We start from the raw sequence: 15,835 nt of genomic DNA, 5'->3' as shown, positions 1-15,835 counted from the left end.
TATCATGATGAAGCATACCCTTTACTTCGGGAGCCCTGCCTACCTCGCCCTTAGGAATAAGCAGATAGAGGTGCGTCAGCCCTGTGAGGGGGAAGCTAAGCGTCTTGTACGGACGATCCCAATAGAAGATATTGGGGTCGTCCTACTCGACCATCAGCAGATCACCATCACCCATGGGCTCCTGCATGCACTCTTAGAGAATAACTGCGCCGTAGTAACGTGTTCTCCTAGTCACCTGCCTGCAGGACTTCTACTTCCCCTCGATGGGCACACGCTCCAGAATGAGCGCTTCCGTACGCAGCTGGAGGCCTCCCTTCCCCTACGGAAGCAACTCTGGCAACAAACCGTGCAGGCTAAGATCCTCAATCAAGCCACGCTCCTCGGGCAAGTCCTTGGGGAACCTGCGAAGAACCTACTTGCCTGGGCCAAGCAGGTGAAGAGTGGCGACTCGGAGAACCTAGAGGCTCGAGCGGCGGCCTTCTATTGGCGCAACCTCTTCATCTCTCTGCCTGGCTTCGTCCGAGAGCGTGAGGAGGCGGCTCCCAATGCCCTTCTCAACTACGGCTACGCAATCCTGAGGGCCATCGTCGCCCGTGCACTCGTCAGCTGCGGTCTACTCCCGACGCTGGGTATCCACCATCATAACAAGTACAATGCCTACTGCCTAGCGGATGATATCATGGAGCCCTACCGCCCCTATGTGGATCAGTTGGTCGTCGAGATCTGTGAGGAGGAGATTCCCATGGCACTTACAAAGGAGCTGAAGGTACAGCTCCTCTCCATCCCTACCCTAGATGTCGAGATAGATGGACAGCGCCATCCTTTGATGGTAGCTGTTTCTCTGACTGCTAGCTCTTTGCTCCGCTGCTTCCAAGGAGAAATTCGTAAGATATCTTATCCCCTACTTCGATGAAAGCAAGTCGACTAAGTGAATATCGTGTTATGTGGGTCTTCGTCTTCTTTGATCTTCCTACTTATACTGCACTAGAGCGTAAAGCTGCCTCAGGCTTTCGCCAAAGTCTTCTCAAGGATGGCTTTTCGATGTTTCAATACTCTATCTACATGCGCCATTGTGCGAGTGCGGAGAATGCAGCTGTGCATGTACGACGAGTGAAGAATATGCTCCCCGAAGAGGGAGATGTAGTGATTATGACAATCACGGACAAGCAGTTTGGGATGATGGAGCACTTCTCTTCGCATATTCCAACTAAGCCGCCAGTAGCTCCTCCCCCTCTTGATCTATTCGGATTTTAAGTAATTCTTTTCTCTGATATATACAAAAAGCCGATGGAACACCATCGGCTTTTTCTTTTCTATAAATCCTCGTAAGGAGCTAGTGCATAGCTGAATATCTATGGTCAGTTGTACTAGCTATTACGAAGGTACTGAATTGAAAGCCAATCACAACGGTAGTCCGTTCCCGTTTCTCCGTCGTGGAGTTGTACTAGCTATTACGAAGGTACTGAATTGAAAGCCAATCACAACTCAGCGCCCATCATATACCACCCGCAGGCAGTTGTACTAGCTATTACGAAGGTACTGAATTGAAAGCCAATCACAACAAGCTATAATCAATGACGTTATTGCTAAGAGTTGTACTAGCTATTACGAAGGTACTGAATTGAAAGCCAATCACAACGTGCTTGGCGCACTGCCTCCTTGTCTCGCTGTTGTACTAGCTATTACGAAGGTACTGAATTGAAAGCCAATCACAACCAGCTATGCGTAAGCGTATTACTCTCCAGCGTTGTACTAGCTATTACGAAGGTACTGAATTGAAAGCCAATCACAACCTTGCTGCTGCTTATTTACCTTGCCTTCAGGTTGTACTAGCTATTACGAAGGTACTGAATTGAAAGCCAATCACAACTCAAGTATCGTAACACCACACGCCTTGCTAGTTGTACTAGCTATTACGAAGGTACTGAATTGAAAGCTAATCACAACGGAGACAATATGCTCCACGCTGATGTTTAGTTGTACTAGCTATTACGAAGGTTCTGAATTGAAAGCTAATCACAACAGGGGAACAAAACGTTGTAATACGTGCCAGTTGTACTAGCTATTACGAAGGTACTGAGTTGAAGGTTAGTTATTAATGTTTAGTCTTGGGAATAGGGCTAGCGGGGAATATGGATTGGGGTAGGGTTGGTGAAGGTCTGTAAGAGAGAAGGGAATATCCCAGTTGGGAGGTGGATAGCAATGCGAGGCTTATGCTACTTTGTAGTGGGATAAAGTGTCCCTTACGCTATGGTTTTCACGGTAGGTCTTTGTACCTTTGCCTTGGGGGTACACTGGGGGTAGAGTGATTTGCCCTCTAGACTGCCCGGCAAAGTGATAACATATTACACTTCATTATCAGGATGAAAAGAACTACTATCTGCTTCACTCTCGCAGCCTTGTTTATGGGGAGCTTGTGTACCCAAGCACAAGTACTGACCCGAGGTAAAAGCTATGGAACGCACCCGCTTACTACTCCAGTCCTCATTGATTCCGTCAATCTAAGTAAGACGAGCTTTGACCTGACGAGCTTCATCAAACGTCCTTATGAGATTGAAGGAAGGCGCTCTACCTCCATTGCTGCTTCGTCAAAGGGGATATTTGCCGTACCTCAGGGAGCTAACCCCGGTGTAGCTTCACTCTCGGTGTACTCATTTAGTGCTGTTTCTCCTACATACACAAAGGGAAATCTGCGTCTCTATGGACGAGGTCGCTATGCGATCTATGCCGATGGTGCACTCCTTAGCTCGAATGAGAAGGCACCTGTGTCTAGCGATACTGTTCCGGCTGTTACAGCACCTCTTACGCTAGAGGCTACGTATAAGGAGCTGGTTGTAAAGGTGCTTCGTATGCCCAAGGATAGCGTGCAGGCGGACTTCAAACTTGTTTTTGTGCCAGAGGAGAAGTTTGCTTCGCTAGACTCAGTTGCCTCGATGAATGGTACTCACTTCATCGACTGGAAGTATATTACACATGGCAAGCGTATTTACTCAGTATCGGTATCTCCCTCTGGTAAGTATGCGTTCGTGGTATGGGCAGATCGTGTGCCGAAGAAGGGTGCGACCTATGTGGATATTCGTGATGCATCAGGCAAGGTACTTCGCTCGACACAAGGGCTATATGGTGCTCGCTGGATGCCAAAGCAGGATTATCTCATCCTAGAGCGAGGGAATGGGAACAAGCGTCAGCTTTTAAAGATCCATCCCGTGACGGGAGAGCAGAGTGTGTGGGTCGATAATCTGCCTGGCTCTAGCTATACGATTAGCCCTGATGAGAAGATGATTTACTTCTATGAGCAAGGTAAGGGTCCTGGGAAAAATCCACTTGCTATACGCCGTATTTCTCCTGATGATAGGCAGCCCGGCTGGCGTGATCGCACAGAGATTTATCAGTATGACATTGCCTCGGGGATATATACGCCTTTGACCTATGGTGTACGAAGCAATAATATCTATGATATTTCTGAGGATGGTTCGAAGCTCCTACTCGGTGTACACGGGATGGACTGGACCAAGACGCCCTATGGACACACCACCATCCTACTCTATAACCCTGCTACGTCTCGGGTAGACACGCTGATTAAGGATGAAATAGAGATAGCTGACGTTTCCTTTATCCCGGGGACGAAGGAGTTACTCATCACTGCTTCACCCAATAGCTTTAATTCCGCAGGTAGTACCTTGCCAGAAGGGGAGTGGGGAAATGGATATGAGCGAGAGCTTCTCCGCTTCAACATGGAGACCAAGCAAGTAGTACCTCTGACCAAGGACTTCGCCCCTAGCATTGCAGATGTGAAGGGATATGTCGCCAAGCAGAAGGCGTTCTACTTCTCTGCGGATAATGGGAGTCGTAAATCCCTTTATCGATTAGATATCGCTACGAATAAGATTACTCCGCTCAATGCTAGCGAAGAGGTTGTGCGAAGCTTTAGCCTCTCGAGTACTGGGAATGCACTCTGGTATGTAGGGCAGAGCCTCAACAATGCCGATCGTCTCTATCGACTAGAGGCTCCTGGTAAGAGTCGCCTTGTCTGGGATCTCTCTAGCGAGAAGCTCCGTGATGTACGTTTTACTCCAGCTAAGAGCTTTGTCTACCGTACTCCCGACGAAGTTAGTATCGATGGCTGGTACTACCTCCCCCCGAACTTTGATCCGAAGAAGAAGTATCCCATGATTGTCTATTACTATGGCGGTACGATTCCTCTGACTCGTGAGCTGGAGACAACCTACGATTTAGCGATGTTTGCCTCTCAGGGCTATGTGGCACTCTCTCTGAACCCAAGAGGCTGTACTGGCTATGGGCAGGCATTCGCCGCTGACCACCTGAATGCCTGGGGCACAAAGACTGCAGATGATATCATTGGAGCTGTGAAAGCCTTCACTGAGGAGCATGGCTTCGTTGATGAAAAGAAAATCGGGTGCTGTGGCGCAAGCTACGGGGGCTTCATGACGCAGTATCTGCAGACGAAGACCGATATTTTTGCTGCAGCCATCAGTCACGCTGGCATTAGTTCCATCTCGAGCTACTGGGCAGGAGGCTACTGGGGTATTGCATACAGCTCGGTAGCATCTGCTGGGAGCTATCCGTGGAATAACCCAGAGCTCTATACGAAGCATAGCCCGCTTTTCAATGCAGATAAGATCCACACACCTCTCCTGCTCTTGCATGGTACCTCCGATGTGAATGTACCGCCTAGTGAGAGTACGGCGCTCTATAACTCGCTGAAGATCCTCGGTCGTACCGTAGAGCTGGTCGAGTTTACAGGTGAAGACCACCATATCCTAGAGCCTGAGCGGAAAGACATTTGGATGAAGACCATGTTTGCGTGGTTCGCTAAGTACCTTCAGGATAAGCCCCAGTGGTGGGATGCCCTGTATCCCAAGACGGTGTACGAGCAGTAAATAGTCACTCGTTCCCCTAAATAAGCGGTGATAAGATGTCTAGTCCATCCGCCACAGGTGATGTGGCGGATGGACTAGACTCTTTTTCGTCTCTTATGGATATGTACTAGGTGCACTATCTCGCTGTTTGATAGTAGGCTACAAAGAACTTTACGTATATTTGTCGTACACTGTTCCCTTGACCTACCGAGGGGATAAGCAAAACAACAGACATTATGGAACCGATCATCCCACACGTCACCAACGAGACCGACCCTCTGAAGGTCGTGGTACTCGGTCTGCCTCACAGCCTCGGAGGAGTGCCCAAGCTCACCGAGACCTACGACGCCAAGAGCTACGAGGCAGTTAATAAAGGTTTTTATCCGAGAGAGAGCGACGTCATACATGAGATGAATGAGGTGCTTGCTATTCTCCAGCGCTATGGGGTAGAGGTGCTTCGCCCTGCACCCCTAGAGAACTATAACCAGATTTTTGCCCGTGATGTGGGCTTCACGATTGATAATACCTTCTTCATCTCTAACCTCATTCCCGACCGAGCCTTAGAGACGGATGCCTTTGCTACTTCGATCTTGCCTCGCATAGCACAAGACCATATAGAGCGTTTGCCCGAAGAGGTGCATACTGAGGGTGGGGATATCCTACTCTATGATGATGTGCTCTTCGTGGGGACCTATTTGGGGCCGGATTATCCTGACTTCAAGACTGCCCGCACCAATCGCTATGCTATTGACTACCTGCGTGAGCGGTTCCCCCGTAAGCATATTGTCCCACTAGAGCTGAGGAAACATGACCAAGATCCTCGTAAGTCGGTCTTGCATCTTGATTGTGCCTTCCAGCCTATATCGAAGGGAAGGGCTCTTATCTATAAGGAGGGATTCTTACACAAGAAGGATGTAGGTCTCTTGGAGGAAGTCTTTGGGCGTGATAACCTCTTTGCTGTTACCCCAGAGGAGGCCTATTACATGAATACGAATATCTTCTCTCTAGGCCCTGATGCGATTATTAGTGACCAACACTTCATCCGTCTGAACCAGTTCCTGCGCTCAGCCTGGGGAATGACCGTCGAGGAAGCTCCCTATCAAGAAATCTCAAAGATGGGGGGACTCCTACGCTGCTCTACTATGCCACTTGTGCGTGGGGCAAAGTAAGAGACTGTTCAGCTATTTGTGCGTAGCCCCTGCATCCTTCCCTAGCGAGTCTAGGGGGAGGTGTGGGGGCTTCTCCGTCTGTCCTTCTACGCTCTGCTGTATCTTTGTAGCCATATAAAGCGGAAAGAGATGCTAGTAAATGAGATATTCTATAGTCTACAGGGAGAGGGACTGAATATGGGGCGAGCCTCGATATTCATTCGCCTGAGTAAATGCAACTTGAGCTGTAGCTTCTGCGATACAGAGTTTGAGAGCGGCGTAGAGATGACGCTGGAGGAGGTGAGGGATCGGATAGCCCAGTGGCCCGGTAAGCGCATTATCTGGACGGGGGGAGAGCCTACCCTGCAGCTGACGGAGGAGATTGTGGCTTACTTCAAGGCTCTTGGCTACCATCAGTCCATTGAGACCAATGGCACACGTCGTCCCCCTCGTGGGCTAGACTATATCACGTGTAGCCCGAAGAGGGAAGCGATGCGCCTGCTCTCCCATAATTTCCCTGATGGTGTGAATGAGTTCCGCTTTCCTATAGGGAAGGATATTGACTTACCCCCAAACATTAGTGACCTTCCGCCTGCGGAGGCCTATCTGCTTAGCCCCATCTTCGTAGGGGAGACTCAGGGAGATGTAGATAGCTCTGCCGTAGAGCTCTGTGTGGATTATATCCTCAAGCATCCCGAATGGAGGCTCAGCATCCAGATGCACAAACTCATTCATATCCCCTAGGACCTCATGCGCTTCCCCCTGTCCCTTTACCTTGCTATCCTTACCCTGTCTTTCCTTCTCCCTGCCTGTACGTCTCGTCTCTTGAGGGAGGCAGAGACTGCGGAGGCTCGTGGGGAATATCACCAAGCTATGGGGCTGTATAAACAGCTCTACCAGCGTACACCTAGGGAGCAAAGGGCAGAGAAGGCACGCCTAGCGTTTCGCTCGGGGGAGAATGCTCGGTGTCTCAGGGCTTTTGCCTCTGCCCGCACGAGCTATCACTCAGCTCTAAAGTATCAATATCCCGATAGCCTGCTCCTCATTCGTCTTGCGGAGGTCGCTTTGGCTACGGGGGCATATCAGGAGGCTTTGACCTTCGCTCGGCGTTATCTTAGCTATGATTCTGCGAGCCGAGAGGCTCGTTTGCTAGAGGAGAGTGCTGACTTTGCCCTCCGTATGGCTCATCCCAGTTCCCCGTCTGCATTACGCTATAAGGTCACACGATCGGACCACCTGTCCTCCTCCCGAAGTGACTATGGTGTAGCCTATTCGCCTAAGGGGAAAACGATTTATTTCACTAGTCATAGGCGCCCCTCGGCAGGGGCTAGTACCCAGAGTCCGATCACGGGTGAAGGTCTAGGACGTATCTATGCCCTGCATCAGGGAGCGAATGCCTCTTGGTCGGGTAAGGTAGATACACTGGTAGGGCTGACTTCGCCCCAGAGTGACATAGGCACCCCTACCTTTACCCCCGATGGGCGAACGATGTACTATACACGCTCGGAGCAGGGGAAAGAGGGGATGCACACTGCTCAGATTTATATGGCATCACAGGGGGAAGATGGGGCTTGGAGCGAAGGAAAACCTTTTCCCATCTTTGAGGATAGTACGGTACTGGTTGCCCATCCTTCGTTGAGCCCCTCAGGGAAGATCCTTTTTTTTGTCTCTGATGTAGCGGGGGGTAGGGGAGGCAAGGATCTCTACCGCATGAGCCTAGAGCATGGAGAGAAAGGGGCCGTCTATAACCTCGGTGAGCAAGTGAATAGTCCACGGGATGAGCTTTTCCCTTATGCTATCTCCGATAGCGTGGTCTACTTCGCTTCAGAGGGCTGGATGGGCTATGGGGGGCTAGATGTCTACCGTGCTACGCTCCTGCCTGATGGAGGCTATGAACTCCACCATCTACCTTATCCCATCAACACCCATGCGGACGACTATGGCTTTGCCCCAGCTCCCATCGTGGACGAGCTGTCTGGAGGGAAGAGCCTCCGAGAGGTAGGTTTCCTAGCCTCCTCCCGTGATGACCTAAGGGGGGTACCGCATCTCTATCGCTTTGAGTTGGAGAAGGTCGAGACCATTATTGAGGGAATTGTCTCTGACCGAGAGGGGTACCCTCTCTCAGGGGTAACCCTAAGCCTCGTAGGCAATCGCCGTGAGGGGCAGATGCAAGTAGTGACAACAGACCAACAAGGGAGCTACCGCCTCCCAGCCTCCGCTGATACCGACTATGTGATGCTGGCCTCGGCGCAGGGTTACCTCAATCAGTATGTACGCCTACATACCGATCCCTCAGATAGCTCCGAGGTCTATACGGTGGACTTTTATCTAGCTCAGGAGGGAAGGCTTGAGCCTCTTCGCGAGGTGTATTATGCCTTTGACTCAGCAGAAATCCTACCTGAGAGTACTCCGAGTCTTGACAGCCTGCTCCAGCTCATGAGGGACAACCCTCAGGTGCAGCTTACGCTCTTGGCTCACGCAGACCGCCATGGTACAGATGCGTATAATGTAGCTCTATCACAGAGGCGTGCACATGCCCTCCTGCAGTGGCTTGTCTCCCGAGGTGTCGCAGAGAGTCGTCTGCGCTCTGAGGGCTACGGTAAGGCTCGTCCCTTCGTAGTAACCCGTCGAGTGGCAGAGGAACATCCCTTCCTCACAGAGGGGCAGGTGTTGGATGAAGCCTTTATTGCCACACTAACCGAAGACCAGCAAAGGCAATGCGATGCTTTGAATAGACGCACGGAGTTTCGTGCTGTCTCCTCGTGGTAATACATAGGCTCGCTATATAGCAGGCTAAATAAGCCCCACCTCATACCTATCGTCATCCCTATAAAAAGGTTCTCCCCGATAGCTCTCCGCAGGTATCGGGGATAACTGTACGGAGGTTACGGGGATACCCCTCTTGGGTTTACGGGGATACCTTCAGAGGGTTTTCCTCAATACCTATTTTACCCTCTGCGGTGTACTCCAGCTGGTTAGGTAGTATAAACTATTTAGTATATTTGTGGATAGCCTCAGGCAAGGAAGCCCGAGGCTGTCTACCCACTAATTGTCGAAGCTACAGCACAACTTTCAGTACATCATCCTCATGGAGAATAATTTACCCCCTAAGCAGCCTCTAGGCTTTTGGAAGACGGTTCTTGCTTCTTTCCTTGGTTTCCTTGGTGCGCATATCTTTTTCTTCTTAATCAGTATCTTCTTCTTCATTAGCCTCGTTATATCGGCGGTCTTCTCCTCTAATCGTGCGACGACTATCCGGGACAATACCATCCTGCGTATCGATGTGACGAGCCTTCAGGAGATCGTGACAACGGATGACTGGCAGAGTCTCTTCTCCTTTGGTAATCAGTCTGATCGTCCTGTTTCGCTGACCCAAGCACTGCAGGGTATACGTAAGGCGAAGGTGAATCCCAATATCAAAGGAATCTACCTCAATGTCGAAGGGCTCTCCGCAGGGCTGGCTTCGACGGAGGAGCTACGGGATGCACTGAGGGATTTCAAGAAAAGTGGTAAGTTCATCATTGCCTATGCCGACAGCTATTCACAAAAGGCGTATTACCTAGCCTCCGTGGCCGATCGCGTGGTACTTAACCCCGAGGGTACGATACCCCTTGTAGGGCTTGCCAGTGGAAGTCTCATGATGCATGAGGCGCTGGAGAAGCTCGGGATTAAGGCAGAGGTCTTTAAGGTCGGTACCTACAAGGGGGCTGTGGAGCCGTACATCCTCGACCGACTTAGTGAGCCGAATAGGGAGCAGATACAGGCTTACCTTGATGGGACTTGGCAGTATATTCTCGAGGGGATAGCAGGCGCACGTAAGGTGTCTGTGGATAGTCTCCGCCAGTTCGCCTCTGAGGGGCGTGCTTTCGGAGAGGCTAAGGTCTTCCTCGCTAGTGGCCTCGTAGATACCCTGGCCTATCGCCTGGATATGGAGGAAGTGATTGCTCGGAAGATGGGGCTAAGTTCTGCTCGAGATATTCGACAAGTGACGCTAGCAGACCTCGTAGATGTCCCCGATGATACAGCTGAGCCACAAGGGGAGAATAAGATCACAGTACTCTATGCAGAGGGCGAGATCATGGATAGTCCCTATGCGCAGGAGGGGATACAGAGTGCTCTGGCACGTGAACTGAAGCAGATCGGTGAGGATGAGGATACCAAGGCCGTAGTGCTACGTATCAATTCGCCTGGGGGTAGTGCTTTCCTCTCAGAGCAAATATGGCATCAGGTACGACAGCTGAAGGCAAAGGTCCCTGTCGTTGTCTCCATGGGTGATCTCGCAGCTTCGGGAGGATATTATATTGCTTCTGCCGCAGATGCAATCGTGGCTAGCCCCGTGACGCTGACGGGGTCGATTGGGATCTTTGGGATTGTTCCCGAGGCTTCCGCTCTGGCTAAGCGACTAGGCCTCAGTATGGATGTCGTCAAGACCTCTCCCTATGCAGACCTAGAGCTTGGGGGCATTTTAGGGATAGGCATCAACGGACTTTCCCCAGAGGAGAAGGCGGTCATCCAGGGGATGGTTGAGCGAGGCTACCGTACCTTCCTCTCTCGTGTCGCAGAGGGACGTAAGCTCTCAGTAGACTCGGTAGATCACATCGGGCAGGGACGTGTCTGGCTCGGAGCTAAGGCTAAAGAGCTTGGGCTAGTAGACGAGCTAGGTGGTCTAGAGACTGCTGTGAGGCTCGCAGCTAAACTGGCAGGAGTGTCAAACAATTACTACGTAAGCTATGGTGAGACTTCGCATAGCTTCTGGCAGCAGCTATTGAGCTCCTCTAGCTCAGGAGGCTTCGTAGCCCGCATGAAGGATCGCCTGATGACAGATCAGGAGCGTAAGCTCCAGCAGTTCCTACGTCAGAGCTTTACCTACACGGGCATTCAAGCACGCCTGCCCTACGGCCTCACTGCTTACTAGAGCCTAGTCTTCCCAAGAAAACGAAACACAGCACGATGCAGAAGCGAACAAACAATCCCCTGCTTCATCTCCTCTCGTGGCTGTATGGCTGTGGGGTAGGCTTCCGAAACTTCCTTTTCAACCAAGGCGTGCTGAAGGGGGAGACCTACCCCGTGCCCCTCATTTGTGTAGGTAATATCACCGTGGGGGGAACGGGCAAGACGCCTCACATAGAGCTCATCGTAAGCCTGCTAAGCCCTAGCTATAGGATCGCTATCATCTCACGAGGGTATAAGCGCAAGAGCCATGGGCAGAGAGTCGTCACCCGCACCTCTACCGTCTCTGAGGTGGGAGACGAGCCAAGGCAACTGGGGCTGAAGTACCCCCATGTACGTATTATCGTCGATGGCGATAGGAGACGTGCGATGAGACATTTGATGAGTTTGCCTGAGGGAGAGCGTCCAGATGTCGTGCTACTTGATGATGGGTTCCAGCATCGCTACGTGCATCCCTCCTTCTCTATCCTTCTGGTGGATGCTCAGAGGGAGCTTCATGAAGACACGCTCCTCCCAGTCGGGACACTGAGGGAGCCTGCATCGGCTCGCTACCGTGCAGATTGTATTGTCTTAACTAAATGTCCCTCAAACCTACAGCCCATCAACCTGCGTATCATGCAGCGTAACCTAGCGCTGTATCCCCATCAACGTATCTTCTTCTCTCGGGTTATCTACCGAGATCCTGCCCCTCTTGCGTCCCTTGTGAGAGACTCGAAGCATACGGCACATGACCCCCAGCACCAGACGCTACCCTCTGGGACATCTGTCATCGCATTAGCTGGGATTGCTTCTCCGAATCCCTTCTATGACTACCTCGAGCGACACTATAAGGTGGTCTCTAGGATTACCTTTCAGGATCACCATAACTTCCGTACCAAGGATTTGGAGCACATCCGCTCTGTGTGGCAGCGGGAGCAGGCTATTGTGGGGGTAGATGAGCCTGTCTACATCATCTCGACAGAGAAGGATGCGGTACGGCTTTTTGACCTCAAGCAGCAGCTAGGAGACGAGCTTATAACACGTATTTTCTACCTGCCGATTGCGACGGAGATCCTTTATAACCCCGAGGACTTTAAGAAGATGATCTTCCAAGCAGCTAAGGCGCTACCTTCTGGCCTTCGCCCTCATTTATAGTACAGAGGGAGGCTCTTCCATTTGATATATGCAACGAACAGAACTAGCAGAACTCGGCGAGTTTGCCCTAATTAAACATCTTACGCAGGCGCTGCCCAAGCACAACGATACAACCATCCTCGGCGTCGGTGATGATGCCGCCGTGGTAGCCTATCCACCCGAGATGCAGACCCTCCTCACCACAGACTTGCTTCTCGAGGGGATTCACTTTGACCTAACCTATACTCCCCTCAAGCACTTGGGCTACAAGGCTGCCATAGGCAGTTTCTCTGACATCTATGCTATGGGCGGGCATCCTCAGCAGCTGACCGCCTCTATCGGTGTCTCTGCTCGCTTCGCTCTCGAGGATCTGGAGGAGCTGTATGCTGGTCTCAGACTCGCCTGCGACCGCTACGGAGTAGACCTCGTAGGTGGCGATACCTCTGCGAGCCTAACGGGGCTGTGCATCAGCATCACCTGCCTAGGGATGGTGGAGAAGGGTCAAGCCATCCTACGCAGTGGTGCTAAGCCGACAGACCTGATTTGTGTTAGTGGGAGCCTAGGGGCGGCCTATATGGGTCTCCAGCTACTCGAGAGGGAGAAGCGCGTGTTCGCTGGGGAGAAGGAGGGGTTCAACCCCGACTTCGCCGAGCGTGAATACATCCTAGAGCGACAACTCAAGCCCGAGGCTAGGCAGGACATCCTCCTCGCACTACGCGGCGCAGGCATCCGCCCGACCTCAATGATAGATAGTTCGGACGGGCTTGCCTCAGAGCTCTTACACATCGCTACGGAGAGTGGTGTAGGGGTACGCATATATGAGGATCGCCTTCCCATAGACCACGAGACGGCACTTATGGCCGAAGAGCTTCACATGTCTACGACGACAGTGGCACTGAATGGAGGGGAGGACTTCGAACTTATTTTCACCGTCCCCCTAGCACAGCTAGACGAGCTACGTACGCTCGAGGGTATTCGCATCATCGGGCATATCACCGAGGCTAGTGCGGGCTGCTTCCTAGTCGCACCTGATGGTACTGAACTACGGCTCATCGCCCAGGGTTGGCCCCAAGAGCAGGCAGAGCAAGCCTAGCCTCCTAAGGATCCCCTTCCCCAAAGAGCCATTACCCCTCTCCCGCCATCCTCAAAATAGGTATCCCCATAACCCCTTCGGAGGTTACGAGGGAACCTCACGAGAGGTTACGGGCATACCTCCTGAGAGGTTACGAGGCTACCTCACGAGGGGTCACAAGCATACTGCTATGGAGGGCATAAAGAAACCTCCACCTAAGGAACGAAAGAATGAAGATAAAAGAGACCATACAGCCCTCCTACGATAAGGCCGACCTCGATGAGGCCGTCGCTACGCTACGTCAAGGGGGGATCATCCTCTATCCTACAGATACGGTCTGGGGGATAGGCTGTGACGCTACCAACGAAGAGGCCGTACAACGTATCTATGCACTCAAGCGTAGGCAGGACAGCAAGAGCATGCTCGTACTCGTCGCAGAGACCCATGAGGTAGAGCGTCTCATCAGTGACGTCCCCGAGATAGCCTATGACCTCATGGAGCTAGCAGTGCGACCGATCACCATCGTCTACACCTCGGGAGCTTCGGGGGTTGCCCCTAGCCTAATAGGCGAAGGAGGTAGCCTAGGGATACGTCAGACACAGGAGGCCTTCTCCTCCGCTCTGTGCCGACAGCTTCGCCGTCCGATCGTCTCCACCTCTGCCAACATCAGTGGCGAGCCTACCCCGCTCTTCTTCTCCGGCATTAGCGAGGAGATCCGCTCGGGGGTAGACTATATCGTCCGCTATCTTCAGGAGGATAATACCCCGAGGGAGCCTTCGCAGATTATCCAGCTGGGTACGGGGGGCGAAGTGAAGGTTTTACGTCCTTAGTCACCGACACCGCTACAACATATAGATGATGAATGCACGGCTCTTCGATAGGCGGAAGCTACAGGATCAGGTGATCCTCTGGCGAGAGAAACATATCAGCGAGCGTTACTTTATCCTCCTGCTCAGTCTCTCTATAGGGGTGACGATGGCTCTCTTGGCAGCTCTGCTGAAGTTCATCATACACCACATAGAGGGCTTCGTGCTCATGCATATTGAGCAGCGAAGCTACCTCTACCTAGTCTTCCCTGCACTGGGGATCTTGCTCTCCCTGCTCTTTGTGCGCTACATCGTGCGTGACGATATCAGCCATGGTGTCACTAAGGTCTTGAGCTCGATCTCGCAACGTAAGAGCAGGATCAAGCCCCACAATACTTGGTCTTCCCTGCTTGCCAGCGCGCTGACTATTAGCTTTGGTGGATCGGTGGGAGCGGAGTCACCTATTGTACTTACTGGGGCTGCCATTGGGTCGAACTTTGGGCGTCTCTTCCGCCTCGAGCAGCGTAACCTCATGCTCCTCATCGGTTGTGGTGTGGCGGGGGCTCTAGGGGGAATCTTCAAGGCTCCTATCACAGGCCTAGTCTTTGTTATCGAGGTACTCCTACTGGATCTTACGATGGCTTCTGTCCTGCCCCTGCTGGTGAGCTCCGTCTCGGCTGCTGCCGTAGCCTATGTGCTCTCAGGCAAGGAAAACCTCTTCCTCTTCATACAGACAGATCCCTACTATATCGAGCGTATCCCACTGATGATCCTACTTGGGATTGTGTGTGGGCTTATCTCGCTCTATTTCTCTAAGACTATGTTTCGTATCGAGGGGGAATTTAGGAAGCTCAAGAGCCAGCGCACCCGCTACCTCATCTCAGCAGCTATCCTATCCCTACTGATCTTCCTCTTCCCACCACTCTATGGGGAAGGGTACGACTCGGTCAATATCCTCCTTGATGGGCAGTACACGCAGCTACTGGATGGTAGTATCTTTGAGGCCTTCTCCTCCTCTTATTGGGTCGTCTTTGCCTTCTTCCTATTAACGGTACTATTTAAGGTCTTTGCCTCCGTAGCCACCAACTCAGGTGGTGGGTGTGGTGGTCTCTTCGCTCCTACGCTCTTTGTCGGGGGGCTAACGGGTTTCCTCTTCTCCTATCTCGTCAATTACTTCTCCTCAATGCGCGTCTTCATCTCCCCGAAGAACTATATCCTCCTCGGGATGGCTGGCCTCATGGCTGGTGTGATGCATGCCCCGCTAACAGGAGTATTCCTCATAGCAGAGCTCTCCGGAGGATACAATCTCTTCCTCCCGCTGATGCTGGTCTCCCTCACCTCCTTTGCTACCATACGTATCTTCATGCCTCACAGCATATATTCGCTACGTCTAGCGGAGCAGGGCAAGCTACTGACCCACAAAAAGGATACTGCCGTACTGACGCTAATGAATCTGGAGAATGTCCTAGAGCATGACTTCGAAGTAGTTCATCCTGAGATGACGCTTGGGGAGATGGTCAAGGTAATCTCCGTGAGCCACCGCAACTCCTTCCCTGTGGTAAATGCCTCGGGGATCCTAGTGGGCATCGTAGAGCTTGACAACGTACGCAACATCATGTTCCGCCCAGAGCTCTATGAGCGCTATCAGGTGCGCCGGATTATGGTTGCCCCCGAAGTGAAGATTCAGTCTTCAATGCCCATGACGGAGGTGATGCGCCTGTTTGATGAGACGAAGGAGTGGAAGATGCCCGTCGTAGATGACGAGGGACGTTACCTAGGGTTTATCAGCAAGAGTGCCATCTTCAACAACTACCGAGAGGTACTCAATGCTACCTTCATCGGGGACTAAGTGCCCATTATCCAAGT

At 51.9% G+C, this 15,835-nt stretch carries 11 protein-coding genes and 1 CRISPR repeat array; all 11 genes read left to right on the top strand.

The window, feature by feature from the left end:
- Positions 1 to 4: 4 nt before the first annotated feature.
- Positions 5 to 913, top strand: a complete 909-nt coding sequence (cas1, locus tag HMPREF0636_RS05000; protein WP_044168920.1) for a type II CRISPR-associated endonuclease Cas1 — start codon at positions 5 to 7, stop codon at positions 911 to 913.
- Positions 910 to 1,254: a CRISPR-associated endonuclease Cas2 gene (cas2, locus tag HMPREF0636_RS04995; protein ID WP_044168919.1), complete on the top strand. Its 345-nt coding sequence runs from the start codon at positions 910 to 912 to the stop codon at positions 1,252 to 1,254. The genes cas1 and cas2 overlap by 4 nt, the downstream gene beginning before the upstream one ends.
- Before the next feature lie 106 nt (positions 1,255 to 1,360).
- Positions 1,361 to 2,099: a CRISPR direct-repeat array (repeat unit 48 nt; unit sequence AGTTGTACTAGCTATTACGAAGGTACTGAATTGAAAGCCAATCACAAC).
- Between the two features lie 264 nt (positions 2,100 to 2,363).
- On the top strand, positions 2,364 to 4,901 hold the full coding sequence (locus HMPREF0636_RS04990; protein ID WP_044168917.1) for an alpha/beta hydrolase family protein: 2,538 nt from the start codon (positions 2,364 to 2,366) through the stop codon (positions 4,899 to 4,901).
- A gap of 215 nt (positions 4,902 to 5,116) precedes the next feature.
- On the top strand, positions 5,117 to 6,049 hold the full coding sequence (locus tag HMPREF0636_RS04985; RefSeq protein ID WP_044168916.1) for a dimethylarginine dimethylaminohydrolase family protein: 933 nt from the start codon (positions 5,117 to 5,119) through the stop codon (positions 6,047 to 6,049).
- A 129-nt stretch (positions 6,050 to 6,178) separates the two neighbouring features.
- Entirely contained in the window at positions 6,179 to 6,772 is a 594-nt protein-coding gene (locus tag HMPREF0636_RS04980; protein ID WP_044168914.1) for a 7-carboxy-7-deazaguanine synthase QueE, read from the top strand.
- A 6-nt stretch (positions 6,773 to 6,778) separates the two neighbouring features.
- Positions 6,779 to 8,797 (top strand): OmpA family protein, encoded by a 2,019-nt coding sequence (locus HMPREF0636_RS04975; protein ID WP_044168913.1) that lies wholly within the window; start codon positions 6,779 to 6,781, stop codon positions 8,795 to 8,797.
- Positions 8,798 to 9,116: 319 nt separating this feature from the next.
- Complete coding sequence (gene sppA / locus HMPREF0636_RS04970) at positions 9,117 to 10,943, top strand: signal peptide peptidase SppA (RefSeq protein WP_044168935.1); 1,827 nt, start codon at positions 9,117 to 9,119, stop codon at positions 10,941 to 10,943.
- A 35-nt stretch (positions 10,944 to 10,978) separates the two neighbouring features.
- Entirely contained in the window at positions 10,979 to 12,112 is a 1,134-nt protein-coding gene (lpxK, locus tag HMPREF0636_RS04965) for a tetraacyldisaccharide 4'-kinase (RefSeq protein WP_044168912.1), read from the top strand.
- A 28-nt stretch (positions 12,113 to 12,140) separates the two neighbouring features.
- Positions 12,141 to 13,184, top strand: coding sequence for a thiamine-phosphate kinase (gene thiL / locus HMPREF0636_RS04960; RefSeq protein ID WP_044168911.1), 1,044 nt, complete (start codon positions 12,141 to 12,143; stop codon positions 13,182 to 13,184).
- A 209-nt stretch (positions 13,185 to 13,393) separates the two neighbouring features.
- On the top strand, positions 13,394 to 13,993 hold the full coding sequence (locus HMPREF0636_RS04955) for an L-threonylcarbamoyladenylate synthase (protein ID WP_044168909.1): 600 nt from the start codon (positions 13,394 to 13,396) through the stop codon (positions 13,991 to 13,993).
- A gap of 25 nt (positions 13,994 to 14,018) precedes the next feature.
- Positions 14,019 to 15,818: a chloride channel protein gene (locus tag HMPREF0636_RS04950; RefSeq protein WP_155807294.1), complete on the top strand. Its 1,800-nt coding sequence runs from the start codon at positions 14,019 to 14,021 to the stop codon at positions 15,816 to 15,818.
- Positions 15,819 to 15,835: the final 17 nt, after the last annotated feature.

The organism is Porphyromonas catoniae ATCC 51270, assembly GCF_000565015.1.
GTDB lineage: Bacteria > Bacteroidota > Bacteroidia > Bacteroidales > Porphyromonadaceae > Porphyromonas > Porphyromonas catoniae.
This window is presented reverse-complemented; position numbering and strand designations above follow the sequence as displayed.